The 24,165-nt window shown below is 72.2% G+C and carries 21 protein-coding genes; 9 read left to right on the top strand and 12 right to left on the bottom strand.

Annotated features, from left to right (window positions below):
- Together ABNF97_RS30870 and ABNF97_RS30875 are read left to right on the top strand one after the other, a co-directional pair.
- Nucleotides 1-2,775 (top strand): SCO7613 C-terminal domain-containing membrane protein (locus ABNF97_RS30870; protein WP_349340669.1); only part of this gene is annotated, 2,775 nt, incomplete at its 5' end.
- 206 nt (nucleotides 2,776-2,981) lie between these two features.
- Nucleotides 2,982-4,112: a fatty acid desaturase gene (locus ABNF97_RS30875; RefSeq protein ID WP_130464795.1), complete on the top strand. Its 1,131-nt coding sequence runs from the start codon at nucleotides 2,982-2,984 to the stop codon at nucleotides 4,110-4,112.
- Here ABNF97_RS30875 and ABNF97_RS30880 read toward each other — a convergent pair.
- The gene (locus tag ABNF97_RS30880) at nucleotides 4,019-4,768 is read right to left on the bottom strand and encodes a hypothetical protein (protein ID WP_130464794.1); all 750 of its coding nucleotides are present in this window, start codon (nucleotides 4,766-4,768) and stop codon (nucleotides 4,019-4,021) included. The genes ABNF97_RS30875 and ABNF97_RS30880 overlap by 94 nt on opposite strands.
- 274 nt (nucleotides 4,769-5,042) lie before the next feature.
- Between ABNF97_RS30880 and ABNF97_RS30885 the strand changes: the two genes are divergently transcribed.
- Entirely contained in the window at nucleotides 5,043-5,336 is a 294-nt protein-coding gene (locus ABNF97_RS30885) for a 4a-hydroxytetrahydrobiopterin dehydratase (RefSeq protein ID WP_130464793.1), read from the top strand.
- Nucleotides 5,333-6,481 carry an FHA domain-containing protein gene (locus ABNF97_RS30890; RefSeq protein WP_130464792.1) on the top strand — a complete coding sequence of 383 codons (1,149 nt, stop codon included), beginning with the start codon at nucleotides 5,333-5,335 and terminating at the stop codon, nucleotides 6,479-6,481. Before ABNF97_RS30885 ends, ABNF97_RS30890 begins: the two co-directional genes overlap by 4 nt.
- Nucleotides 6,482-6,500: 19 nt before the next feature.
- Here ABNF97_RS30890 and rocD read toward each other — a convergent pair whose 3' ends face one another.
- The 5 genes from rocD to ABNF97_RS34380 all read right to left on the bottom strand — a co-directional run bounded on the left by rocD (nucleotide 6,501) and on the right by ABNF97_RS34380 (nucleotide 11,887).
- Nucleotides 6,501-7,697 carry an ornithine--oxo-acid transaminase gene (gene rocD, locus ABNF97_RS30895; protein ID WP_349340690.1) on the bottom strand — a complete coding sequence of 399 codons (1,197 nt, stop codon included), beginning with the start codon at nucleotides 7,695-7,697 and terminating at the stop codon, nucleotides 6,501-6,503.
- A gap of 41 nt (nucleotides 7,698-7,738) precedes the next feature.
- Complete coding sequence (ddaH, locus tag ABNF97_RS30900; RefSeq protein ID WP_130464791.1) at nucleotides 7,739-8,596, bottom strand: dimethylargininase; 858 nt, start codon at nucleotides 8,594-8,596, stop codon at nucleotides 7,739-7,741.
- Nucleotides 8,597-8,919: 323 nt separating this feature from the next.
- Nucleotides 8,920-9,621, bottom strand: a complete 702-nt coding sequence (locus tag ABNF97_RS30905; RefSeq protein ID WP_349340670.1) for a hypothetical protein — start codon at nucleotides 9,619-9,621, stop codon at nucleotides 8,920-8,922.
- A 184-nt stretch (nucleotides 9,622-9,805) separates the two neighbouring features.
- Nucleotides 9,806-10,549: a cellulose binding domain-containing protein gene (locus tag ABNF97_RS30910; protein ID WP_349340671.1), complete on the bottom strand. Its 744-nt coding sequence runs from the start codon at nucleotides 10,547-10,549 to the stop codon at nucleotides 9,806-9,808.
- A 906-nt stretch (nucleotides 10,550-11,455) separates the two neighbouring features.
- Nucleotides 11,456-11,887: a hypothetical protein gene (locus tag ABNF97_RS34380; protein ID WP_502930575.1), complete on the bottom strand. Its 432-nt coding sequence runs from the start codon at nucleotides 11,885-11,887 to the stop codon at nucleotides 11,456-11,458.
- A 177-nt stretch (nucleotides 11,888-12,064) separates the two neighbouring features.
- Here ABNF97_RS34380 and ABNF97_RS30920 point away from each other — a divergent pair, with 177 nt between their 5' ends.
- On the top strand, nucleotides 12,065-12,940 hold the full coding sequence (locus ABNF97_RS30920; protein ID WP_349340691.1) for a helix-turn-helix domain-containing protein: 876 nt from the start codon (nucleotides 12,065-12,067) through the stop codon (nucleotides 12,938-12,940).
- A gap of 237 nt (nucleotides 12,941-13,177) precedes the next feature.
- On the opposite strand, the gene ABNF97_RS30925 is transcribed toward ABNF97_RS30920, so the two are convergent.
- Entirely contained in the window at nucleotides 13,178-14,761 is a 1,584-nt protein-coding gene (locus ABNF97_RS30925; RefSeq protein ID WP_349340672.1) for a nucleotidyl transferase AbiEii/AbiGii toxin family protein, read from the bottom strand.
- A 43-nt stretch (nucleotides 14,762-14,804) separates the two neighbouring features.
- Entirely contained in the window at nucleotides 14,805-15,446 is a 642-nt protein-coding gene (locus ABNF97_RS30930) for a hotdog family protein (RefSeq protein WP_130464785.1), read from the bottom strand.
- A gap of 274 nt (nucleotides 15,447-15,720) precedes the next feature.
- Here ABNF97_RS30930 and ABNF97_RS30935 point away from each other — a divergent pair, with 274 nt between their 5' ends.
- The 3 genes from ABNF97_RS30935 to ABNF97_RS30945 all read left to right on the top strand — a co-directional run bounded on the left by ABNF97_RS30935 (nucleotide 15,721) and on the right by ABNF97_RS30945 (nucleotide 20,328).
- Complete coding sequence (locus ABNF97_RS30935) at nucleotides 15,721-17,592, top strand: ABC transporter ATP-binding protein (protein WP_349340673.1); 1,872 nt, start codon at nucleotides 15,721-15,723, stop codon at nucleotides 17,590-17,592.
- On the top strand, nucleotides 17,589-19,319 hold the full coding sequence (locus tag ABNF97_RS30940) for an ABC transporter ATP-binding protein (protein ID WP_349340674.1): 1,731 nt from the start codon (nucleotides 17,589-17,591) through the stop codon (nucleotides 19,317-19,319). Before ABNF97_RS30935 ends, ABNF97_RS30940 begins: the two co-directional genes overlap by 4 nt.
- Nucleotides 19,320-19,491: 172 nt before the next feature.
- Entirely contained in the window at nucleotides 19,492-20,328 is an 837-nt protein-coding gene (locus ABNF97_RS30945) for an Fpg/Nei family DNA glycosylase (RefSeq protein ID WP_349340675.1), read from the top strand.
- On the opposite strand, the gene ABNF97_RS30950 is transcribed toward ABNF97_RS30945, so the two are convergent.
- The 4 genes from ABNF97_RS30950 to ABNF97_RS30965 form a co-directional block, all read right to left on the bottom strand.
- Nucleotides 20,318-21,010, bottom strand: coding sequence for an ABC transporter permease (locus ABNF97_RS30950; protein ID WP_349340676.1), 693 nt, complete (start codon nucleotides 21,008-21,010; stop codon nucleotides 20,318-20,320). The genes ABNF97_RS30945 and ABNF97_RS30950 overlap by 11 nt on opposite strands.
- Nucleotides 21,007-21,927: an ATP-binding cassette domain-containing protein gene (locus ABNF97_RS30955; RefSeq protein WP_130464780.1), complete on the bottom strand. Its 921-nt coding sequence runs from the start codon at nucleotides 21,925-21,927 to the stop codon at nucleotides 21,007-21,009. The genes ABNF97_RS30950 and ABNF97_RS30955 overlap by 4 nt, the downstream gene beginning before the upstream one ends.
- Nucleotides 21,924-22,283 (bottom strand): GntR family transcriptional regulator, encoded by a 360-nt coding sequence (locus ABNF97_RS30960; protein WP_130464779.1) that lies wholly within the window; start codon nucleotides 22,281-22,283, stop codon nucleotides 21,924-21,926. Before ABNF97_RS30960 ends, ABNF97_RS30955 begins: the two co-directional genes overlap by 4 nt.
- Before the next feature lie 160 nt (nucleotides 22,284-22,443).
- Nucleotides 22,444-23,037, bottom strand: a complete 594-nt coding sequence (locus ABNF97_RS30965; protein WP_130464778.1) for a DUF1707 domain-containing protein — start codon at nucleotides 23,035-23,037, stop codon at nucleotides 22,444-22,446.
- 569 nt (nucleotides 23,038-23,606) lie between these two features.
- On the opposite strand from ABNF97_RS30965, the gene ABNF97_RS30970 reads away from it, so the two are divergent.
- Entirely contained in the window at nucleotides 23,607-23,981 is a 375-nt protein-coding gene (locus tag ABNF97_RS30970) for a hypothetical protein (RefSeq protein WP_349340677.1), read from the top strand.
- Nucleotides 23,982-24,165 lie beyond the last annotated feature (184 nt).

Raw genomic sequence — 24,165 nt, forward strand, 5'->3', positions numbered from 1 at the left:
GACCCGAGCAGCGTGGTCCGCCGGTCCGTCGCCTGGGCCGGGTACGGGGTGGCCGGGCTCGCCTCGGCACTCTGCGGGATGGCGGCGATGGCCACCATCGACGGCCCGCTGGCCGTACTCGCCGGGGGTCCGTTGCTGGTGACGGCCCTGCTGCCGGTTGCCGCAGCCGTCCGGTTGCGCAGCGCCGCCGTCGGGACCGGCGCGGCGGTCGTCTTCGTCGTGGCGCTCGCGGCGGCGCTGGTCCGGGCCGTCGTCGAGACGCCGTGGCCACTGCTCGGCTCCGCCGGGGTCGTCGCGCTGCTCGCCGCCGCGATCGCCGGCACCGCCCGGCTGGTGCCGGCCAATCTCCGGGTCGGTCCCCGGGCCGGCGGCCTGGTCGTGGCCGGCGCCCTGGCGGTGCTGACCGGGACGATGGCGCTGGTGGTCGCGACGGCCGTGGCACTGCGCTCGCAGCCGGCCTGGCGGGCGGAGTTGACCGCGCGATCCGGGCCGTTCGACTGGCAGCTTCCGCTGGCGCTGGCGCTGGCCGCCACGGCGCTCGTCCTGCTCGGCCGGCGTCTGGACCGGTCGCTGGTCGTGCTGGCCGCCGGGGTCGGCACGGTACTGGCGGCGCCGGCCGCGCTGCCGCTGCCCTGGTGGCTCGTTGCCGCCCTGGACCTGGTGGTGGCCGGCGCCCTCGTCCTGGCGGCCGCCCGGCCGGACCGGCGCCTTCGCGCGGTGCTGCCGATGGCGCTCGCCGCCGTGCCGCTGGCCGGGCACGCGGTACTCGTCGGGCTGGCCCGACCGGCCGGTGCCGCCGCCGTCTTCGGCAGCCTGGTACTGCTCGGCGTGGCGGTCGCGCTGACCGCGCCGCGTCCCGGCACCGTCCCCGGTCCGGCAGCGCAGGGCCGACCGGGCTCGGCCAGTCCTCGCGGCGACGCGGGCTCGGCCAGTCCTCGCGGCGACGCCCGACCGCCGGTCCCGGCGTTCCGGCGGGTGCTGGGCGGCACCGGGCTCGCGGTGGCGGTACTCGCCGCCCCGCTGACCGTCCTACTCGGACTCTTCGCCGTCGACGTACCGCCGTGGTGGCAGGCGCGGGCGGTGCTGGCCAGCGCGGTACTCCTCGCCGCCGGGCTGGTGCCGGTGCGTCGGGCGGTGCCGCACTACCAGCCGTACGCGAACGCGGCGCTGGCGGCCGTCGCGCTGGTGGTCGGCCTGGCGCCCGGGCTGCCCGGTGTCGGCGAACCGGCCGGCCCGTACGCCGCCGGAGCGCTGCTGCTCAACCTCGGCGTGTGGCTGACGGGGCGGGGTCGACCGCTCCCGGCCGACCGGAGCGTCGACCGGACCGCCGAACGGGTGGCGGCGGGCGTACCGGCGCTGGTCTCCGGGGCGATCCTGCTCCTCCGGACCGCCGCCGTGGCGGTGCCGGCGGTGCTGGTCGTGCTCGTCACCCCGTACGGCTGGCTGGGCCGGATCTGGTCGGGCCCGCCGGTCGGGGTGGGGCTGTATCCGGTCGGGAGCGGCTTCGAGCCGGGGCTGGACGCCGCCGCCACGCTGACCCTGCTGCTGCTCACCGTGGCGGCGGTGGTCGCCGGCTGGGCCCGGTGGCGGGGGGTCCGGACCGTCGCTCTCGTCGCGGCACCGCTCGCGGTCGGTACCGCGCTGGTCGGGCTGGTCGCCGCCGGGGCACCCTGGCCGATCGTGCCCGCGTCGAGCCTGCTCGCCGGGATCGCCGGCCTGCTCGCCGTGGCGCTGCGGCGGGACGCCGGCCGCCGCCTCTGGCTGCTACCGGTGGGGATCGCGTTCGGGGCGGCGGGACTGGCCGGGCTGCTGCCCACCAGGTCCGGCACGCTCGCCGGACTGGCGCTGGTCGGGGCGGCGGGACTGGCCGCCGGTGTGCTCGGTCGCACGTCGGCGGCCCGGGTGGCGGGGTGGCTGACCGGCGTCGCCGGTCTCGCGGCGCTGGCCGGCACCGCGACGGTCGCCGCCGCCCTGCCGCTGCGGATCACCGCACTGGTGGTGCTCGGCGTCGCCGCGCTGGCCCTGGCCGGCAGCACCCTGCTGGCCGGCTGGCGCGGGCCGGTCGGCGAGGGCGCGTCCGGTGTCGGGCCGGGTGGGGTGCGGCCGGGCCGGGGGGCCGAGGCGGTCGCCGTCGAGGTGGCCAGCCACGTGACCGCCGGGATCGCGCTACTGCTGACGGCCGGCCAGATCCGGTACGCGGCGGCGGTCTGCACGCTCTGGGGCGTGGCGCTGGGACTGCGCGCCCTGCGCCCGGCCGAGCCGGTGGCGCGGCGCTGGGCCCGGGTGGCAGCGGCCGGGGTCGCCGAGCTGGTTGCCGCCTGGCTGCTGCTCGGCTCGGTCCGGGTGGCGCTGGTCGAGGCGTACACACTGCCGGCGGCGGTGCTCGGGTTGCTGGCCGGCGCGCTGGCGTTGCGGGCCCGGCCCGCGTTGAGCAGCTGGCTGGCGTACGGCCCGGGGCTGGGCGCCGCGCTGCTGCCGAGCCTGGTGTCGGTCATTGTCGCCGGCGACCAGCCGTGGCGGCGGCTGCTGCTCGGCGCCGGTGCCCTGCTGGCGGTACTGGCCGGTGCCCGGTGGCGACGCCAGGCACCGGTGCTGCTCGGCGGCGGCGTCCTTGCCATACTGTCGCTGCGGGAGGTGGTCGATGTGTGGGATCGGCTGCCCCGGTGGAGTTTCCTGGCCGTCGGCGGTTTCGCGCTGATCGGCCTGGCCATGACGTACGAGCGGAGGCGCCGCGATCTGCGCCGACTGCGCTCGGCCGTCAACAGGATGAGCTGACCGCGTCGAAGCTGACCGCCGCGTCGAGCTGACGGCTCGCCGAGCGGTGAGCCGGCGGCGGGCGGCCGGGCGGGCGTCCTGGCAGTGGTGCTAGCACTACCCCGGATACGGGGGTTTCCGGGTTTACTGTGCGCAATCTTGGCCCGGAGACTGGAAGTCAGCGCTTCGCCGACCGGCGTGGCGAAAAGCGACGTAGGGAGCATGAAATGGCGGTCCTCGCTGCCGCGGCCGAACCGGAGGTCCGTCGAGGAAGCGATTACTCACGGTTATCTCGACGGATCAGTGCGGCGGGTTTGATGGAACGCCGAACCGGCTGGTACGTCACCCGGATCGCGCTCACCGTCGTGCTCTTCGTCGCCGGTTGGGTCGCCTTCGCCGTCGTCGGCGACTCGTGGTGGCAGATCCTGGTGGCCGTCTTCCTGGCCGGCGCCACCACCCAGGTCGCCTTTCTCGGGCACGATGCCGGGCACCGGCAGATGTTCCGGCACCGGCGCGCCAGCGAGGTGGCCGGGCTGCTCGCCGGCAACCTCGCGGTCGGGCTCAGCTACGGCTGGTGGATCGACAAGCACAACCGGCACCACGCCAACCCGAACCACGAAGACGACGATCCGGACGTCGGGGCGGGCGCGCTGGTCTGGACCGAGGAGCAGGCACAGGCCACCCGGGGCTTCGGCCGGTGGCTGGCGCAGCGGCAGGCGTACCTGTTCTTTCCGATGCTGCTGCTGGAGGGGCTGGCCCTGCACGTCTCCAGCGTCCGGGCGCTGACCGACGGTACGCCGATCCGGCGCCGCCGGGCCGAGGCGGTGCTGCTGGCCCTGCACGCGGTCGGCTACCTGGGTGCGCTCTTCACCGTGCTCTCCCCGGGGAAGGCGCTGGTCTTCCTCGCCGTGCACCAGGGGCTCTGGGGGCTCTACATGGGGTGCTCGTTCGCGCCGAACCACAAGGGCATGCCGGTGGTGACCGCCGAGGACGAGCTCGACTTCCTGCGCAAGCAGGTGTTGACCTCACGCAACGTCCGGGGCGGGGTACTTGTCGACTTCGCGCTGGGCGGCCTCAACTACCAGATCGAGCACCACCTGTTCCCGAGCATGCCCCGGGTGAACCTGCGCCGGGCCCAACCGATCGTCGCGCGGTACTGCGAAGAGCAGGGCATCCCGTACGAGGAGACCGGGCTCTTCGACTCGTACCGGCAGGCGTTGCGGCACCTGCACTCGGTCGGCGCCCCGCTGCGGGACGGGGCTCGTCACACCTCCAGGCTGTCGACCAGCGATCCCGGCAGCTCGACGACCTCGGAGGCGGCGGGGCGCTCTGCCTCCACCGCCTCCGACCTGCTGTAGCTGTACCTGACCTCGCCGGATCCCGGCAGCACGGCCGGCACGTCGATGACGATCTCGTGCAGGTGCCCACCGGAACTCGTACGGGCGCGGAACGGGACGGCGCCGGCCCTCGGACCGAGTGCGGCAAGCAGGCTCCGGCTGGTGATCCGCGACCGGGTGAGGTCCATCATGCCGACGAACTCGTACCCGCCCTTCCGAACCGCGCTGACGACGCAGTCGGCGAGGTCGGCGGCACCGGTGTGGTCGCCGCCGCGCAGCAGGCGCAGCGGGTTGCCCGCCGGAAGGTCGGCGGCCTTGCCGCGCATCCACTTCTTCGGCGCGCCGGGCAGGTCGGGCATCCGCACGTACACGTCAGTGTCGAACTGGAGCACCTCGATCCGGAGGATCTGGTCATCCAGGTCCCGCAGCGTGATGGTCATCCTAGCCTTCCTGCCGGCCAGGTCGATCCTGGTGTCGGTGAGCACGCCGGGGGCCCACTTCACCACGGTGATGACGCCCTGGTTCGTCTTCGCCGCCGCGTCCGCCAGTTTCTCCACCGGGCTGAGCTGTTTCGGTGCGGGCGTCTCCGCCTCGCGTGGCGCCGCCCGGTCGGGGAGTCCGGCACGGATGCCGCAGCCCGCGACCGAGAGGCACATCGCCGCGGCGAGGACGAACACTGGTACAGCCGACCGCAGAGCAGGCACCTGCGTTCCTCCCGTTGACAGAGCACGCGTACCCGGACCCTTACCGGCAGGATCCGACCGAACCACTGAAGCGGGCGACGCGGCGACCGCCAGGGTCAGGGGCGGCGTCAGCTACCGACCGGGTCGGGACGCTCATCGTAAGGCGTAACCGCGCCGGGCGTGGGCCCGGCGACCGACGTACTGGTCGCCGCTGCCGGCGAATCGGGTTGCACACCACGGCCGCCGGCCCCGGCGGTAAGGTCTGGCCATGGCAGAGGTGCTGGACGCGGAGGCGGTGCGGACCGGGTTGGCCGGGTTGGACGGCTGGGCCGGTGACCCGGCCGGCATCGCCCGTACCGTCGAACTGCCCACGTTCCGTGACGCCATCGGTGTGGTGGACCGGGTGGCAGTGGTCGCCGAGGAACTCGACCACCATCCCGACATCGACATCCGGTGGCGCACGGTGACCTTCCGCTGCGCGACCCATTCGGTGGGTGGGGTGACCCGACGTGACGTCGAGCTGGCGCGGCGTATCGACGAGACAGTCCGGGGAGCGGTGTGAGATTCGAGATAAGCAAGGTCCTCGACGCGATCGAGGACCGGGTCAGCACCGACCCGTCGCTGGTCCGGGGCGTGCTGGATCTGGCCGAGGTGGTCCGCTACCAGGATCTCGACGGCGGCCGTCCGGCCAGCACCCTGCGACTCGGCATGGTTATCGACGCGCTCGGGCGGCATCTGGAGGAGGACAACGTCCCCGTGTACGCGGTGGTGCACCGCGCGCTGCTCAGCGAGGCCGACCTCACCTCCAACGAGCGGATGGTGCTCCGGCGCTGGGCCGACAACGGCCTGATCGAGGTACTGGTCAACCCCGGTGACCGCGTGCTGGAGGTGGCCGACCTGCTCGGCCTGCCGGTGCTGAGCCGGGGCCGCTTCGACGGCATCTCCGGGCGCTTCCCGTGGGTGACCAGCGCGCCGGGCCGACTGCTCGCCCCGCTGCCGGGAGCCGGCGGCCCGGTGCTGGCCCAGCGGGTGAAGGGGACGCCGGCGGCCACCGGGCCGTCGCCGACCGGCCGGAAGCTGCTCGCCCGCACCTGGCGGTGCAAGGAGCCCGGCTGCGTGTTGTTCGGCGGCGGTGGCGGTGGCGGTGCCTTCGCCGACCTCGCCGAGATCGACCGCAAGCCGAGCGGCCAGCCGCCGCCGACGCTGCGTGGCGGGATGCCGATGTGCCCCCGGCACGACCAGCGGCTCAGCGACGCCGGGCCGAGGCCGAACGAGGAGGTGCTGTCGATCCGGATCGGCGGCATGGTCCGACGCCGGTTCGTGGTGACCGCCGAACGCCCGGTGGTGGTCGGCCGGGCGCCGGACGACTCCGGCGGGATCCGGCTCGGCCAGTGGCTCAACGACGAGGCGCGGCGCTGGATCAGCCGCAGCCACGTCCGGTTCGAGCTGCGTGGCGGCGACCTGGTCGCCCAGGACGTCAGCACCAACGGCTCCGGCGTACGGCCGGGTGGCTCGATGGACGAGGCCGAGCGGGTCGCGCTGGCCCGTCAGCAGTCCCGGGTGATGCGCGGCGGCGACATCGTGGAGCTCTATCCGGGCGTGCAGGTGGGGCGGGCGAGCACCTGGACCTCCGGCGGCATGACGAACCCGACCTCGGTGATGGCCGAGGCGCCGACCATGGCGATCCGGCTGCCCGACCGCCGCTGACCCGTCCGGGGCGGCCGGGTCAGCGCAGTACGGCGGCGAGCTGCTCCAGCACGTGGTCCAGTTCGGGTGCCTCGATGACGAGTGGCGGCGCGAGCCGGATCGTCGAGCCGTGGGTGTCCTTGGCCAGTACGCCGCGCTCGGCGAGCCGCTCGCACGCCTGGCGCCCGGTCATCAGCGCCGGGTCGATGTCGATGCCGGCCCATAGTCCCCGGCCGCGCACCGCGACCAGCCCTTCGCCGACCAGCCCGCGCAGTCCGGCGTGCAGCCGCGCGCCCAACTCGGCCGACCGGTGCTGGAACTCGCCGGTGGCGAGCAGCCGGACCACCTCGGTGGCTACCGCGCAGGCCAGCGGGTTTCCGCCGAACGTCGAGCCGTGCTCGCCGGGCCGGAGTACCCCGAGCACGCCCGCGTCGGCCGCGACCGCCGAGACCGGCACGATGCCGCCGCCGAGCGCCTTGCCGAGGACGTACATGTCCGGCGTGACGTCCTCGTGGTCGCAGGCGAACGTCTCGCCGGTCCGGCCGAGCCCGGACTGGATCTCGTCGGCCACGAAGAGCACGTTCCGCTCGGTGCAGAGCCGGCGTACTCCGGGCAGGTAGCCCGGGGGCGGCACCACGACGCCCTGCTCGCCCTGGATCGGCTCCAGCAGGACGGCCACGGTGGTCTCGTCGACCGCCTCGGCCAGCGCGGCGAGGTCACCGTACGGGACGATCCGGAACCCGGGGGTGTACGGCCCGAAGTCGTCCCGGGCATCCCGATCGGTGGAGAAGCTGACGATCGTGGTGGTACGCCCGTGGAAGTTGCCGTCCGCGACCACGATCGTGGCCCGCCCGTCCGGTACGCCCTTGACCCGGTAGCCCCACTTCCGGGACACCTTGATCGCGGTCTCCACCGCCTCGGCGCCGGTGTTCATCGGCAGCACCAGGTCCTTGCCGCAGAGCTGCGCCAGCTCCCGGCAGAAGTCGGCGAACTGGTCGTGCACGAAGGCCCGGCTGGTCAGGGTGAGCCGGTCGAGCTGGGCGTGCGCGGCGGCGATCAGCGTCGGGTGCCGGTGCCCGAAGTTCAGCGCGGAGTAGCCGGCCAGGCAGTCGAGGTAGCGCCGGCCGTCGACGTCGGTGACCCAGGCGCCCTCGGCCGAGGAGATCACCACCGGCAGCGGGTGGTAGTTGTGCGCGGTCCAGCGTTCCGCCTCACGTACCGCTTCCGGGGTCCGCAACGCGCCATCCGCTTCGGAGCCGCGCAGCACGTCGTCCACGATCACTTGGTCGCCTCTCGTTCCCGCAGCACCAGGGTGCAGCACTTCGGTCCGCCGCCGGCCTTGCGCAGCTCGGACAAATCAACACCAATTGTGTCGTACCCGCGTTCGCGCAGCGCCGCCGACAGTCCGGTGGCCTGGGCCGGGAGTACGACGTGCCGGCCGTCACTGACCGCGTTCAGGCCGAGCACCTCGGCATCGGCCATCCCGGCCAGCACCGCGTCGGGGAAGAGCCGGCGCAACACCGCCCGGCTGCCCGGCGAGAACGCCTCGGGCAGGTACGCCACCGTCTCGTCGTCGAGTACGCAGAGCGCGGTGTCCAGGTGGTAGAAACGCGGGTCCACCAGTTGCAGGGTGATCACCGGCCGCCCGAAGACCTCCTGGAGGTGGGCGTGCGCGGCGTGCGAGGTCCGGAACCCGGTGCCGGCGAGCAACAGCCCGCCGACCGACAGGATGTCGCCCTCACCCTCGTTGACGTGTTTCGCCTCGTGCACCTCGAAGCCGGCCCGGTCCAGCCAGCCGGCGTACGCCGGGGCCTCGTCGGCGCGCTCCGGGTCGCGGAACTGCACCGCCAGCGCGCGGCCGTCCAGCACCGTCGCGCCGTTCGCCGCGAAGACCATGTCGGGCAGCCCGGGCAGCGGCTCGATCTCGTCGACGCTGTGCCCGAGGTCCAGGTACGTCTGCCGCAGCGCCTCCCACTGCCGCACCGCGAGGGTGGTGTCGATCGGCGCGGTCGGATCCATCCAGGGGTTGATCGCGTACTCGACGGTGAAGTACGTCGGCCGGCACATGAGGTAGCGCCGGGTCTGCGCCGGGCCGGCCGGGGTACGCCCGCCGGTGGCGGTGGCGTCCAACGTCATGCTCCTGCTCCTGGGGGGTTGGGCGCGCCCGGCCTCCGTACGGCTCACGAGCTGGCGCCGAACCTCAACGCTATGCGCGGCCCGCCGGCCGGAACCACGGTTGAGAATTGCTTGTCCCGGCTGATCGTTGCGTCTGGCGGGGGAGGCAGCCACGAACCGTTGCGCGGGCCCGGGATTCCTCCGGGCAGGAGCAGGATTGGCCCCGGACGCACTTCGGGGGCGGCGTCGACGCCGCCCCCGAGAATGTGCGCTCAGGTGGTGAACCACCACCGGCTGGCGGGGCCGGAGCGATGCACCACCGCTCCGCGCCGGTCCTTACCCGATCAGAACCGGTCGACAAACTGTGAATCAAGCCACTCGCGGAACCGGACGACGTTGTCGCCGTCGGTGTTGGGCCAGTCGAACTGGCCGGTCATCGCCAGCACGGCGACGACGACGGCGCCGACCCCGAGGACGAGGCCGATCAGCGCCTCGGTCCGGCCGGCGACGTGCCGGCGGGCGGTCGCGGAGACACCGCCGACGCCGAGCAGCAGGGCCAGGGTGCCGAGCACGATGCCGTACCCGGCCAGGGCGCCGGTCAGCACGAAGGCGGCGGCGGCCACCCCGAGCACCAGGCTCAGCGTGGCGAGCATGCTGGCCCGGGGACGCGGACCCCGCTCCACCACGACCGGCTCGGTCTGCGGCGTACGCTCGCCGAGCCCGCGCTCAGGTTCGGCCCTGCGGTCGGTTTCGGGCCGGGTGTCGGTCCTGGCCCCGGCCGGGGGAGTCGGGGCGACCGGCGGCGCCTTCCGGGGTGCGGGGTCGGGCTCGGTGACCGTGCTTCCGGCCCGGCGGTTCGGCCCGCTGTCGGTCCGGTCGGCCTCGTCCCGCCCCGCGGTCCGGTCGGCCGACCGGGTACGGGTGCCCGCGGTGTCGGCGGCGGTGCCGGTCGACCGCTCGTTGCGGTCGCCAGGGCGCTCGTCGCGGCCGTCGACCCGGCCGTCGCGGTTCTCGTCCCGCGTCGGCGCCGGCTCCGTATGGCGCATCAGTGATGGAATCCTGACCACAACACACCTCCTGATCCATGCGTGGAGCCTCGTCGATGGCGCCTACGCAGCGTTGGGATCGGTGTACCCCGATGGGCGATCCACCACACACATCGGGCGAGGTGGGTCGAACTGGCCTGGTGATGGTCGGGCCGAGTCGAGTGATGGTGGGCCGAGTCGAGCCTCAGTCGTCGTCGACCTGGGTGAAGGTGACGGTGGCCGGGCGGTAGCCGGGCACCGTGAGGGTGAGGACGGCGACGTCGTCGAACGAGTCGGCGTCCTGCGTGCTGTAGAGGAGGTACGACTTCGGCGTGCTCCAGTCGGTCGGGCTGAAGGTGATGACCATCGGCGGCGAGGCCCAGACGCCGGTGCCGTTGATCGTCATCTGGACCTGGACCGACTGGGTCGGCGGATGGCTCAACCGTACGGTGAACGAGGCGCTGCTGCCCTCGGGCACGGTCCGCGTAGCCGGGTCGACGAGCACGGCCGGCGACCGGCCCGGCGCCGAACACGCCACCCCGTTGACCCGCCAGTTGGACGGCGGCAGGGCGGTCCCGGTGTAACGGACGACGAAACCGAGGTCTATCGAGCCGCCGGGTGGCACCGGAGGCGCTCCGATCGCGCGCTCCGCCCGGACGTGCTGGCCGAAGACCTGCACGTTGTAGTTCCAGATCGATGTGAGCTGGTGGTTGTCCGGAAGGGTGAACTCCACCAGGACGCTGTTCCAGGGGATGTCACCGACGTTGCGGATCCGGGCATTGCCGACGTAGCCGCCGGTCCAGATACTCGAGGTGAAGTCGACCTCACAGGCGACCGCGGCCGGGGCGGGCGCGGCCGAGGCGGGCGCGGCCGGAGCGGCCAGCCCGGTGACGGCCAGGGCCAGTGTGGCGAAGGTGGCGGACCAGCGGCGTACGGAATTGCGACTCATCAGTTTCCTCTCGGGTCGGAGTCGGGCGTGCGGAACCTGCCGCCGTTGCCCGTCGGCGGTTGTGACCCGTGCCACCCGCTAGGAACATTGACAGCCTCCCATCTGTTGGGGTGTCCCGGAAGGCCGATGCCGGTTCGGTCGTACCGGACCATCCGGTAGTCCGGCACCATCCGGTAATCCCGGCACCGTCGGTTGTCCGGCTGTCCCGTTGGAGAGGTCGTCAAGCCGATGTTCGACACCGTGCAGAGGTCGCCAAGCCGACGTTCGACCTGGCCGGCCGGATACTGCCGGGCGGCGGCGCCCGTTTCTGAGCCCGGTCGCCCCCTCCCATGGTTTGCCGACCGGGTTCCTGTGCGGGGCGCCGCCGCCTCGGCTGCCGGTACCGTTCACGGGACCGGCTGCCGTCGTGATGCGGAAGCGGCGATTGCCGGCATACCGACCACCAGAAGACGGCGTAGAGATGAGTAGTGGGTGCGTCGAAGGCGAGTAGAGGATGCGTGGAGGGCGAGTAGGAAGTCCGATGCTGGAAATCCACATCCGGTGCCGGTCGAGGACCGTCTATGCAGTGGCCTACGTCAATCCGACTTGCGCACGCCGGGTCCGCCTACACCCGGAGGGGACGCCGGCCGGTTTGTGTCCTGTCGCGCCGCTGTGCAGGCAGAAGTTTCGGCTTCTGCGGGGGGTGGCGGACCGGGCGCAGGCCAGCGAACTGGACGTAGATCTCACGTCGCGCAACGGCCTCCCCGTATTCGTCGACTGTGTAACCGGTGAGCCAGCACCAGCCGTGATAGGTGGGCTTTTCGTCCACCCGGGTCACCCTGAACAGCAGTCCCCGCCGACCGCTGAACTGTATGCTCGCGGCCGCCCCAACCTGCACCAACATTCCGGGGCGGGGTGGCCCGTGCATCACGGCACCGGGATGAGAAAGCCGGGCCCGTTCGGGTCGAGCCGTACCCAGCAGTTGACGGCATCGCCACACACGGGGCATCTTCCGAACCGATCGGGGCTGTGTGAGTCGGCCAGCAGATAGCTGTTGACGAGGATGTCGGCCGACGTGTACGGCGGTGGATCCGCAGCCCGGTCGGTCCAGGCGATGAAACGATTGTGCAGCCAGCCGGCCGGAACGTGTCGCAGATCCTCGGCGGCGTTGACGAGATGATGGGCGAGGTAGTACCGGAGTGAGACGGTACTGCCTGCGAACTCCGCTCGTAGCTGTCGCCTTCGGACCGCACAGGGCCAGTCGTCGCCGCATCCGGTACAGGTCCACAGGGGAGCGGTGGGGTCGTGGTCCCACATTTCCGTTTCCCCCGCTTGGGTCGTCAGAGGTTCGGCTGCCATGCGATCGATGCTTTACTAGAGCGCGAAATAATGCAATATTACGTCTTGGCTGAACGATTTCCCTCTAGCGATCTGTAATTGCGGGTATCACGGAGAGTGCTCAGTGGACGTTACACATCGAGTGAAAGGTTCGCTCGAAACGTAATAACCGAGAGGGGGAGTGAAGTGCAGGCAGGGGTGGACTCCACCGTTCCTCGCAGGGCGCTCGGGCGGCATCTACGCCAGCTCCGAGAGGAGGCCCGGCTCACCATCAAGACAGTGTCCGAGGCGCTGGAGTGGTCGATGCCGAAGATCTGGCGGATCGAGAGCGGGGCGACCAGCATGCGCTCGCTGGACGTCGAGGCGATGTGCCGGATATACGGTGCGTCACCAGAAATGACCAAGGCCCTGACCGGGCTGGCGAAGGAAACCAGGGCACGCGGCTGGTGGCACTCCTACGGCGACACCATCCCCGGATGGTTCGAGCCGTACACCGGGCTGGAGGCGGCGGCCAGCCATCTCCGGATGTACGAGCCACGGTTCGTCCCGGGGCTGCTACAGACACCGGCGTACGCCTCGGAGGTCGTCCGGATCGTCAATCCTGAACTCGGGCCGGTCGAGCGCGAGCGGGCGGTCGGGGTCGAGCTGGCCCGGCAGGAGATCCTCAACGGGCGGCGGCGGCATGCGCCGCAGCTCGACGTGGTCCTCGACGAGGCGGTGCTGCGCCGGGTCGCGGGCAGCGGGCAGATGATGGGCGAACAGCTACGGCACCTCGTGGCCGTCAGCCAGCAGCCGAACATCTCGATCCGGGTACTGTCGTTCTCGGCCGGGCTCTACCGGGCCGAGCGCGCCAACGGTGGCTTCGCCATCCTGGAGTTCCCGAAGGACGGACTCGGGCGCCGCATCGAGCCGTCGATCGTCTACAGCGGCGGCCTCACCGGCGCGCTCTATCTGGAGAAGCCGCACGAGGTGGACAGTCACGCCGCCGTCTGGCGTGACTTCGAGGAGATCAGCCTCACCGAGGAGCTGTCCCGGAAGCTGATCACGACGGTGGCGGAGGAATACGGCGGCTGACGCTCCTACGGCGACCGGATCACCATCGCGCAGCCGGTAGCCTGCCGTACGTCGTCGGTGTGGGGAGACATCGACGACGGGCAGGCCGGCGATGGAAGTGCCGGACCGAGTCGTCGGACGCTGTTCGGTAGCCCGCCGTTGCCCGGGACCGGGTCGGTGGGGTGGAGTGCGGTTGCCCGCCTCCACCCTCCGCGTCCGCACCCGAGGTGGACCGACGATCCCGGGCCGCGACGCGGGTCAGGCCCAGGCCCGGTCGAGTGCCGACGCCAGCCGGTTGACCCACTGCTGTGCGGTGCCGCCGACGCCGGGGTACTCGTCGACGAAGTTGGTCCAGTCCACCTTCCAGCCGAGCACCGTCTCGGCGGTGAAGGTGTCGGCTTCGGCGCCGAGCTCGGGTCGCATGAGCGTACGGACGAGGGCCGGGTCGACGGTGGTGTGTTCGGCGAGGAGCACGGCGTCGTACAGGTCCTTGCCCTGCGGGTACATGTCGGTGGCCAGCCACAGCAGCTTCCACGCCAGGGACAGCTCGGCGGACGCGGCGCGCACCGGCTCGTCGACGCCGGGCAGCATCAGCGCCTCGGGTGCGAGGGGGAGCCGCTCACCGAACACGATGTCGAGCTGCACGTGGCCCTCCGGCGCCTCCGGCGGGTGGAACGGGATCGCCAACCGCCGCCCGTCCGCGCGTTCGTACGTCCAGATGGCCGTCTCGGTGATCTGGTCCGCCCGCAGCCCGGCGTCGTCCTCGGGGATGCGCCGGACGGCGGCCTTCAGGTCGTCCAGCAGCGCGCCGGCGTCCGCGCTGTCGCTGGTGACGGTGTGCGGGGTGACGACGAAGTCGAGGTCGCCCGGCTCCCGCGCCGCGTCGCCGACCCAGGCCGCCATCGTGACACTGCCGCGCAGCACCAGGTGCTCGGCTCCCCAGCGCGTGCCGGCGATCGCCGTCAGGATGCGGTTCATCGCGGCGTGCCGGGCGCCGCACCAGCGTTCACCGGTGGCCGCGACCAGGAAGGTGGGTTCACCGGCGCGGTAGGCGTGCCGGTACTGCTTCAGCGCCGGGTCGAACGCCGCCCGCTGCCGGACGGCCGGTTCGGCGGGCAGCGGCCGGTAGGTCGGCGGATAGTTGGGGGAACCGGCCGGTGCGATCCTCATCCTGTCCTCGTGTCTCTTCGCCTGGTCGCTCGTGTGCCGGTCGTGAACGTCGGTCAGCCAGCCCTGGTCGTGCGACAGCTGGTCGTCGAAGACGACGTACTCCTGCTCGACCGCCACGATCTCGTGTCCGGCCGACCGGAGGGCCTCGACGAGTGCGTCGAGCCGTTGCCCGGCGGTGTCGAGCCCGACCCCGTGGCAGCGCTGGGTCACGAACCTCTCCTGCGCGCCATCGGCCCGCTCCCGGCGGGCGTTGCGGGACAGCCGGGCGCCGTGCGGCGTGACGACGTCGGTGACGGCCAGCAGCTCCGCGACCGTCGTGCCGGGCAGCAGCAGTTTGACGTCGTGCTCGAAGTACCGCCCCGCCGGCTCGCCCGCCGCTTCCCGATCGGAGCGCGGCACGCCGACGCACCACGGTGCAGCCTCGATCTTGGCACGGCAGGGGTGCACCCCCGCCGCGCGCAGTTCGTCCTGCCAACGCCGGACCGTGGCGTGCTGCTCGGCCAGGCTGCCCCGGCCGGTCAGGGTGAGCATCGGCTGCGAGGCGTACGCGCCGCGGTCGAGCACGATGTGCAGGTACTTCACCCCGTGCTGCGCCGCGAACGCCGCCAGCTTCCCGGCCTGCTCGGCATGGACCGTAACGTGGATCTCGAAGTCCCCCGACACCTCGGACATCGGCGTAGCGTACGAGACCGGCACGCCGACCCGTCATCCACCGTCAGCCGGGTAGGGCGATCCAGGTGGCACGGGCGCGGGCCAGCTCCGCGCCGTCCGACGCGTACAGGGTGGTGTGCACCAGGGCCTTGCGGCCCTCGGCGGAGGCGAGGGCGCCGCGTACCACACACTGCTGGCCGGGGGCGGGCAGCCGGTCGACGCGCACGGCGATCCGGCCCAGCACGTACGGCCGGCCGGCGGCGATCACCGCCCAGCCGCCGGGGCAGTCCAACGCGGCCCAGACGGTCGGGGTCGAGACGTCGTCCGGGACGGTCCACGGTGCGGCGGTGCTGCCGTCGGCGAGCCGCCCGGGGAAGATGCCCAACCCGTCGGACCGGTCCGGGCCGCAGACGTAGCAGGTCGGGAAGGGATGGTCGGCGAATCCGGCGTACCATTTGGCGGCCTCGACCGCGTCCGCCCACCCGATCGGCGGGACCACGGTGTCGACCTCGGCGTTCGCGGCGACCTCGGCCACGACGGCGTCGTCGGCGGTGCGGACCTGACAGTCGAGCACCGACAGCGGGGTGTCCAGCGGCGGCGGCATCCGGAGCGTCACCTCGGCGGTCTCGCCGTGTGCGAAAAGGCCGGCGGAGTAGCCGCCGTTGCCGGAGCCGGGCGGCCCGTTGAACCGGGCGGGGATGTACATCGGTCGGCCTTCCGCGAGGTCAGGGCCCGGGTCGCGGGCCGGTGGAGGACCACCCCACCGTACGCGGGACCCGGTGCCGACACCGACGGGCGTCCAGGGGGCACGCCTGCCGACGCGACGGTTCGGCGGGGCGGGTGTGAGAGCGGTACCAGCGGACATGGTGCCCGGCATGCAGATCCGCCCGTACCGACCGGGCGTACCGTGCCCGGCACCGCCGCCCGGCACCGGCCCGAAATGGGTGGGTGCGTCGCCGCCCCGTCGGTAGCCTGGGCCGGTGCCTCCGCAAATCCCGCATCCCGAACCGGGGGTGCCGGACACCCGGGGACCCCTGCGGTACATCTGGTGGCTCGCGCGCCGCCAGCCCCTGCGCGTGCTGCGGGGCAGCTTCTTCGGCACGGCGTGGATGGTCGGGCTCTCACTGCGGCCGTACCTCGTCTCCCGGGCGATCGACGACGGGCTGCGCACCGGAAACGGTGGTTCCCTGCTGTTCTGGGTCGCCACGATCGTCGTCGCCGGGCTGGGGCTGGCCCAGCTCGGGATCCAACGGCACCGGACGATGACGTTCATCCGGGAGGACGCGAGCGCCCGCTCCGCCGCCGTACTGCTGCGGCAGCTCTCCCGGATCGGCGCGGTACTGCCGCGCAAGCTCGCCGCCGGTGAGGTCGCCACGGTCGGCGGCTCCGACATCGGGCACACCTCGTACGTGTTGACGCTGACCGGCCCGGGCGTCGGCGCGGTCGTGGCGTACGCGGTCGTCGCGGTGATCCTCTGGTCGATCTCGCCACTGCTCGCCCTCTGCGTGCTGCTGGGCGTGCCGGCGGTCGCCGTCCTGATCGGGCCGCTGCTGCGCCGGCTGGACCGGGCCGAGTCCGTCTACCGCCAGCGGCAGGGCGTCCTCACCACCCGGGCCGGGGACATCGTCGCCGGGCTGCGGGTGCTTGCCGGGGTCGGTGGCCGGGACCTGTTCGCCCACAGGTACGCGGCCCGGTCGCAGGAGCTGAAGGACGAGGGCTACCGGGTCGGTGCCGTCGGCAGCTGGATCGAGGCGCTGACCGCCGCGATCCCGGCCGGGTTCCTCGCCGCCGTGATCTGGCTGGCGGCCCGGATGGCCGTCGACGGCGACATCACGATCGGGCAGCTCGTCGCCGTCTACGGGTACGTCGCGGTGCTGATCGTCCCGGTGTGGTTCCTGATGCAGGGGAGCTACCACCTGATCCGGGGTCGGGTCGCGGCCCGCCGGATCATCGCGCTGCTCCGGCTGACTCCGGACGGCGTCACCGGTTCGGGTCCGGACGGTGTCACCGGTTCGGGTCCGGACGGTGTCATCGGTTCGGGTCCGGACGGCGTCACCGGTTCGGGGCCGGTCCGTGTCGGTGGCTCCAGCCGGGACGGCGGCGATGGCGCCGGGCAGCGGCCGGGCCCGGCCGGCCCCGCCGAGCTGCACGATCCGGCCACCGGGCTGACGGTACCGGCCGGGCGGCTGATCGGGGTGGCCGCCGCCGACCCGGCCGAGGCGATCGCCCTGGCCGACCGGCTCGGGCGGTACGTCCCCAGCGGGGTGACCTGGGGCGGGGTGCCGCTGACCGCGATCGGGCTACCCGAGGTGCGGGCCCGGATCCTGGTCGCCGACCACGACGCCTACCTCTTCGCCGGGACACTGCGGGAGATCCTGCACGCTGGACGGTGGCACACCGACGCCGAGCTGCGGGCCGCCCTGCGGGTCGCCTCGGCGGACGACGTCGTGGACGCCCTGCCCGAGGCGCTGGACACCCCGATCGACACCCGGGCCCGCCGGCTCTCCGGCGGTCAGCGGCAGCGGGTACGCCTGGCCCGGGCGCTGCTGGTCGAGCCGGAGGTGCTGATCCTGGTCGACCCGACGTCGGCGGTGGACGCGCACACCGAGGCGCGGATCGCGCAGCGGCTCCGGACCGCCCGGGCCGGTCGCAGCACGGTCCTGCTCGCCACCTCGCCGCTGCTGCTCGGGCACGCCGAGCTGGTGGCGCACCTGCGCGACGGGCGGATCGTCGACCTCGGCAGCCATGCCGAGCTGCTCGACCGCGACCCGGGCTACCGGGCGCTGGTCTCCCGGGACGGCGAGCCGGTCCCGGCCGGCGGGTCCGTCGACGGCGAGGGGGCGCTGCGGTGACCGGACTGCCGGTGGCGGACCCGGCCACCGTACGCCGGGCGGCACGGGAGCTGATCGACCGGGATCGGCGGGCGGTCGCCGTCATCCTGGTGTTGCACGTCGGGGCGACCGTCGCCGGGCTGGCCGCCCCCTGGCTGCTCGGGATCATCGTCGACCAGGTGGTGGCCGGGGCCGGCACCGGCACCATCGACCGGCTGGCGCTGGCGATCGTCGGCTGCGTACTGGTGCAGACCGTGCTCTCCCGCTATGCCCAGTACGCCGGGCACCGGTTCGGGGAGCGCGCGGTGGCCCGGCTGCGCGAGGAGTTCGTCCGGCGGACGCTGGCGCTGCCGGTCTCGGTCGTCGAGCGGGCCGGCACCGGAGACCTCGCCACCCGCAGCTCGGTCGACGTCGCCACGGTCGGAGTCACGGTCCGCCAGGTGGTACCGGTGGTGGCGATCGCCTCGGCGCAACTGATCCTGCTGTTCGGGGCGATATTCCTGCTGCATCCGGTGCTCGGCGTCGCCGCGCTGGCCGGGCTGCCGTCGATCGTCGCGGTGACCCGCTGGTATCTGCGGCGGGCCTCCACGGCGTACCTCGCCGAGGGCGCCGCCTCGGCGGAGCTGACCGAGACCCTGACCACCACCGCCGAGGGGTCCCGGACCGTCGAGGCGCTCCGGCTCGCCGACGAACGGGTCGCGCACGGCCGGGCCCGGATCGGGCAGGTCTGGGCGACCCGGCGGCGCACCCTCGGGCTGCGCTCGGTCTTCTATCCGGTGGTGGAGTCGAGCTATCCGTTGCCGATCGCGGCGGTGCTGCTGGTCGGCGGCCTCGGCATCGACGGGGGACTGGTCACCCTCGGCGAGGTGGTCGCCGCCGCGCTCTACCTGCAACAGGCGATCGGCCCGATGGACCAGATCCTGCAATGGATGGAGCAGGCCCAGCGCGGCCTCGCCTCGTTCGCCCGGGTGCTCGGCGTCGGTCAGGTGCCGCCGGAGCCGCGCGGGCGTGGCACCGCCCCGTCCGGGCAGCAGATCGAGGTCCGGGGTGTGCGGTTCGGTTACGCCGACGGCCCCGAGGTGCTGCACGGCATCGACCTGGCGATCCGGCCCGGCGAACGGCTGGCCGTCGTCGGTCCCTCCGGAGCCGGAAAGTCGACCCTGGCCCGGCTGCTGGCCGGGATCGACCACCCCCGGCACGGCGAGGTCAGCCTGGGCGGCTGCCCGGTCACCGACCTCGACCCGGCCGGGCGGCGCCGCCGGATCGCCCTGGTCACCCAGGAGCACCACGTCTTCCTCGGCTCGCTGCGGGACAACCTGGCGTTCGCCGCCCCGGACGCCACCGACGCGCAGATGCGCGCCGCGCTGGTCGCGGTCGGCGCGGACTGGTACGCCGACCTCCCCGACGGCCTGGACACCGAACTCGGGGACGGGGCCCGGGAGTTGAGTCCCGCCGACGCGCAGCAGCTCGCGCTCGCCCGGCTGGTCCTGGCCGATCCGCACACGCTGATCCTCGACGAGGCGACGGCCGCGCTCGATCCGACCACGGCCCGGCGTACCGAGCGGGCGTTGGCGGCGGTGCTGGCCGGGCGTACGGTGATCGCGATCGCGCACCGGCTGAACACCGCGCACGACGCCGACCGGGTGGCGGTGATGGCGGACGGCCGGATCACCGAGCTGGGCAGCCACGACGAGCTGCTCCGGGCCGACGGCGCGTACGCCGCCCTCTGGCGCTCCTGGCACGGCTGAGTCGCTCACCCTCCGCCCGGAGCGTGCTGAGCGGGCCGAGGCGTGGGTCGGCGAGCTCGGCCTCCGGCACGTCCAGCCGGAACGGGCGCGGTGTCACGCGCGCTCCTAAGAGGTCGGGGTATCGGACCGGTCGTGTCGGGTGGCCGACCACCGCTGGCTAAGCTTGACGACCATGCCCGAGGGTCACACCATCCACCGGCTGGCCGCCCGGCACCGGGAGCTGTTCGGTGGAGAGAAGGTGCTGGCCAGCAGCCCACAGGGGCGGTTCGCCGAGGGTGCCGCACTGATCTCCGGGACGGTACTCGACGCCACCGAGGCGTACGGCAAGCATCTGCTGCACCACTACGACGGTGGGCAGACGCTGCACGTACATCTCGGGCTCTACGGCAGGTTCACCGACGGCGAGGGTGAGCCGCCGGCGCCGGTCGGCCAGATCCGGTTGCGGCTGCACACCGACCTGCACTGGCTGGACCTGCGCGGCCCGGCCGCCTGCGAGCTGCTCGCCCCGCCCGAGGTCGACGCGCTGCGGGCCAGGCTCGGCGCCGACCCGCTGCGCGCCGACGCCGACCCGGACGCCCCGTACGCCCGGATCCGGCGCAGCCCGACCCCGCTCTTCGCGCTGCTGCTCGACCAGTCGATCGTGGCGGGCACCGGGTTGATCTTCGTCACCGAGGCGCTGTTCCGGGCCGGCCTGCCACCCACCACTCCCGGGCGGGAGCTCAGCCCGGAGGGCTGGCGGAGGATCTGGGCCGACCTGGTGGAGCTGATGACGGCGGCCGTCGCGACCGGCCGGATCGACACCGTGCGCCCCGAGCATCTGCCGGAGGCGATGGGCCGGCCGCCCCGGGTCGACCGGCACGGCGGCGAGGTGTACGTCTACCGCCGCGCCGGGCTGCCCTGCCATCTCTGCGGCACCGTGATCCTCCGGGCCGACCAGGCCGGCCGCAACTCGTACTGGTGCCCGCGCTGCCAGCGGGCGCCGCGCCGCTCCCGGACCCTCAGGGCGTGACGCGGCGGATGGTCAGGTAGCCGGCCCCGGCGAAGAGTGCGGCCAGCAACGCCGGCCAGCCGACGAACCAGGCCGCCATCGGCTGCCCGGCCAGCCAGCCTCCGATGCCGGACCAGAGGTCCAGCCAGGTGATCAGCGCGGCGAGCCCGGCCAGCCCGAGCAGGGTGGCGGTGCTCAGCAGCCACATCCCGGTCAGCCCGAACCGCTTGTAGAAGACCGCGACGAAGATGCCGAGGAAGCCGAGCACGATGAACGGCATCGTGTAGATCGCGATCTGGAGCAGCGGGTTCAGGTCGTCGATGAAGTTCAGCCCGAAGAACCGCAGCCGGATTCCCCAGCCGTCGGTGGCGTCCTCGATCAGTTGGCAGCAGAAGAGCAGCAGGCCGAAGAGGACGGACTGGACCAGGAGAAAGAGCGCGGAGGCCAGGTAGAAGGTCCGCCGGATCACGCTCAGCGCCATGCTGAACGGCAGGAGCTGGGTGATCCAGTGGATGCAGGTGACGAAGACGACGATGTAGATCGAGATGAGCGCACCGGTCGTCGGATTGCCCTCCCGGTCGGCGATCAACAGGAAGAGGGCGTAGTTCACGGCGAAGATCATCAGGAGCAGCAGCCAGGGCCAGCCGAGGGTGTTCTGCCAGCCGACCAGTTGCACCCGGGTCACGGTCAGCACGCGGTTCATCGGGTTTCCTCCCCCTTCCGGGTACCGGCGACGCCGTCGCCGGACCGGGCGTGTGCGGTGGTGAGCCGGATGACGATGTCCTGGAGCGAGACCGCTTCCAGGTCCAGCCCGAGCGCCTTCGCCTGGGCGCGCTCGGCGGTGTCGAAGGTGCCGCGCAGGGTCACCCGGGCGTACCGGCCGAGGGTCTCGCGGTGCAGCTCCTCGTTGCGCGCGGCCAGCTCGTCGACGGCGGTGGCGGGCCCGGCGACGGTGACCACCTGGCCGCGCAGCGCCTCGGCGGCAGTGTCCAGCAACATCCGGCCCTGGTCCAGCAGCAGCACGTGTTCGAGCAGTTCGCCGACCTCGTCGATGAGGTGGGTGGAGAGGATCACGGTCCGGGGGTGCTCGGCGTAGTCGGTGAGCAGGTGGTCGTAGAAGAGGTGCCGGGCGACGGCGTCCAGACCGAGGTACGGCTCGTCGAAGAGGGTCAGCGGGGCACGGGAGGCGAGCCCGATGACGATGCCGAGCATCGAGTGCATGCCCCGGGACAGCTTCCGGACCTGCCGACCCAGCGGCAGCCGGAAGTCCGCCAGCAGGGCCTGCGCGAAGTCCTCGTCCCAGCCGGGAAATAGCAGCCGCGCCGCTTCCAGCGCGTGCCGCACCTTGAAGTACTGCGGATACGTCTGGCTCTCCTTGATGAAGCAGACCCGGGACATCACCGCCTCGTTCTCGTACGGCGACTTTCCACCGATGTCCAGCCGGCCCGAGCTGGCCAGCAGCTGCCCGGTCATGATCTGCATCAGGGTGGTCTTGCCGGCCCCGTTCCGGCCGAGCAGGCCGTGGATCCGGTTCTCCTCCAGGGTGAAGCTGACGTCGTCGAGCGCGGTGACGTCGCGGTACCGCTTGGTGACCCGCTCGGCCCGCACCGCCGTGGTCATCGGTCCTGCTCCCATCGGTCGATCATCCGTTTCAGTTCGTCGGCGTCGATGCCGAGCTTGTTCGCCTCGGCGAGCAGTGGGTGCAGGAACTGCTGGGCGAACTCCTCGCGGCGGCGGTCCCGCAGTCTCGCGCGGGCGCCGGTGGCGACGAACATGCCGATACCTCGCTTCTTGTAGAGAATTCCGTCGTCCACCAACTGGTTGACGCCCTTGCCGGCGGTCGCCGGGTTGATCCGGTGGAAGGCGGCCAGCTCGTTCGTCGAGGGCACCTGACCCTCCTCGGCGAGGGTGCCGTCGATGATCGAGTTTTCGATCAGCTCAGCGATCTGGAGAAAGATCGGACGCCCGTCCTCCATCAGCCGGACCCGCCCGCCCACCGCCCGGGTCCAAGGGGCGGAGCGGCCGGGTTCGGCTTCGTTGGTTCATTACTCATGTAACTAACCATCCAACCAGCGCCCCGCACTGTCAAGGTCGGGGAAGCGACTCGCGGGGTGGGCTAGGCCTGGCGGCGGGCGGTCAGTGCCGGTCCGGTGGGCGTACGGTCACCGAGCCGAAGATGACCCTGGAGTGCACCTCCAGCACCGGGGCGCCGGGCGAGGTGGCGCCACGCAGCTTGGACTCCTTGCTGCCGAAGATCGCCGTACCGCTGAGCCGCACCTCCACTCCCTCCGGTACGAAGATCGTGACCGACCCGAAGATCGCGGTCGCCTCGACCGTGACGACCGGGTGCGGCAGCGTGGTGTCCTGCAACTCGATGTGGCAGTCGCCGAAGACGGAACGCGCCTCCAGTCGGGCCGGGACGGGCCAGCGCCCCTTGCGGGACTCGTTGCCGAAGATGGCGACCAGGCGTTCCTGAGCCGGCCCGGCGACGGCGGACCCGGGTCGGCGGGCCGGCAACGGCGCGGCCGTCGAGTCGGTCGGCAGGTCGTCGGTGAGCCGGGCGAGTTCGCCCCGGGTCTTCGCGACGTGCGCGGCGGTGGCGCGGTCGGCGTACTCGTCCAGGGTCAGCCGGCCCTCGGCGGCCGCCGTCCCGAGCAGCTCGACGACCTGCTCGCGCTCGCGGTCGGAGACCCGGATCCGGTCGGCGTCGTCCTGCGATTCGCGCTCCACGGTGGCACAGCCTAGCGGGCGGCACCGGAAGGCGGGGCAGCCCGAAGCGTCGGCGTCTCCTCGGCTGGCAAAGGGACCGTTTGAGTTGTGGTCTCCGGCAACCAGTGGAGTGGTTTCGGCGCCGGGGATATCAGGAGAGCGACGCAATAATTACGTCTAGTGACCTCCGGCCGATCGCCAGCCAGTCCATCCAATTGATTACCCAAGCGATCCAATGTGTTACTGAGAGTGGCTTCAGGGCTATCGGGCTGACGAGGTTCACGACCAGAACGATCAAGGCGGCGGCCACGGCGGGTAACCTACCCTAGGCATCCGTTGTGGTTTCAGCCGGGATGCCATGTCTCTGGCGAAATTGGCAGCTTGCCTCTTACTTATTCTGATCCGTCAATGTTTTTGTGTATTGTTGACGTGTTGTCGCGCAAGGGACAACCCGTAGGTTCTCTCGGTTGGTGGGGGTGCGCTGGTGCGGGCGGTAGAGTGTTGGTCACCGGAATGATCGAGCAGGGTCGCTCACATTGATCAATCCGTGACCCCGGGTGCGACCTGTCGGAGGATTACGGAGATCGTCGATGCAGGATCAACTCGTTCTGGCCGTTGCCACCGCCTTGGCGACCAAGGGAAGCGAAGCGCTGATCACGGGCGGCGGTGGTGCCCTGGGACGGCTCTACCGGTTGTTGCGAGATCGATTCCGTTCCAGCGGAGTCGGAACGTCGGGTCTGGACGCGGCGACAGATGATCCGGACGAGGTCGACCGGGTCGAACTTGCCGAAAAGATCGGCCGGCTCATGGCCGCGGATCCCGATCTCCGCACTCGGGTGGAAGCGTTGTGGCGGGGCGCCGCAGCCGAGCTGGCGATGCAGTCCGGCGGGGTGATCAACCAGTTCAGCGGTGTTGCCGACCGGGTGCTGCAGGCCCGGGACATCGGAGGCGACGCCTCACTCTGAGTATCTGTACGCCGATCTGCGGAGGCGCCGGTGCGACAGCGGTCCGACGGAGACCCGCGAACCAACGACCTCGCGACACCCGGTTCGGGAACGTCCAACGTCATGTCGGGAACGGTCAGTGGACCGAGCCTGCAGGTCGGCTCCGTTGCCGGCAACGTGCACATTCATGCGTCAGAAGAAAACG

It is taken from the genome of Plantactinospora sp. B6F1 (assembly GCF_040120695.1).
In the GTDB taxonomy this organism is placed as follows: Bacteria; Actinomycetota; Actinomycetes; order Mycobacteriales; family Micromonosporaceae; genus Plantactinospora.

Excerpts from the sequence above, each read along its gene's own strand:
- ABNF97_RS30875 (WP_130464795.1), top strand. The coding sequence starts at position 2,982 with ATGGCGGTCCTCGCTGCCGCGGCCGAACCGGAGGTCCGTCGAGGAAGC.
- ABNF97_RS30885 (WP_130464793.1), top strand. The coding sequence starts at position 5,043 with ATGGCAGAGGTGCTGGACGCGGAGGCGGTGCGGACCGGGTTGGCCGGG.
- ddaH (WP_130464791.1), bottom strand. The coding sequence starts at position 8,596 with ATGACGTTGGACGCCACCGCCACCGGCGGGCGTACCCCGGCCGGCCCG.
- ABNF97_RS30905 (WP_349340670.1), bottom strand. The coding sequence starts at position 9,621 with ATGCGCCATACGGAGCCGGCGCCGACGCGGGACGAGAACCGCGACGGC.
- ABNF97_RS30910 (WP_349340671.1), bottom strand. The coding sequence starts at position 10,549 with ATGAGTCGCAATTCCGTACGCCGCTGGTCCGCCACCTTCGCCACACTG.
- ABNF97_RS34380 (WP_502930575.1), bottom strand. The coding sequence starts at position 11,887 with ATGGCAGCCGAACCTCTGACGACCCAAGCGGGGGAAACGGAAATGTGG.
- ABNF97_RS30925 (WP_349340672.1), bottom strand. The coding sequence starts at position 14,761 with ATGTCCGAGGTGTCGGGGGACTTCGAGATCCACGTTACGGTCCATGCC.
- ABNF97_RS30930 (WP_130464785.1), bottom strand. The coding sequence starts at position 15,446 with ATGTACATCCCCGCCCGGTTCAACGGGCCGCCCGGCTCCGGCAACGGC.
- ABNF97_RS30945 (WP_349340675.1), top strand. The coding sequence starts at position 19,492 with ATGCCCGAGGGTCACACCATCCACCGGCTGGCCGCCCGGCACCGGGAG.
- ABNF97_RS30950 (WP_349340676.1), bottom strand. The coding sequence starts at position 21,010 with ATGAACCGCGTGCTGACCGTGACCCGGGTGCAACTGGTCGGCTGGCAG.
- ABNF97_RS30955 (WP_130464780.1), bottom strand. The coding sequence starts at position 21,927 with ATGACCACGGCGGTGCGGGCCGAGCGGGTCACCAAGCGGTACCGCGAC.
- ABNF97_RS30960 (WP_130464779.1), bottom strand. The coding sequence starts at position 22,283 with ATGGAGGACGGGCGTCCGATCTTTCTCCAGATCGCTGAGCTGATCGAA.
- ABNF97_RS30970 (WP_349340677.1), top strand. The coding sequence starts at position 23,607 with ATGCAGGATCAACTCGTTCTGGCCGTTGCCACCGCCTTGGCGACCAAG.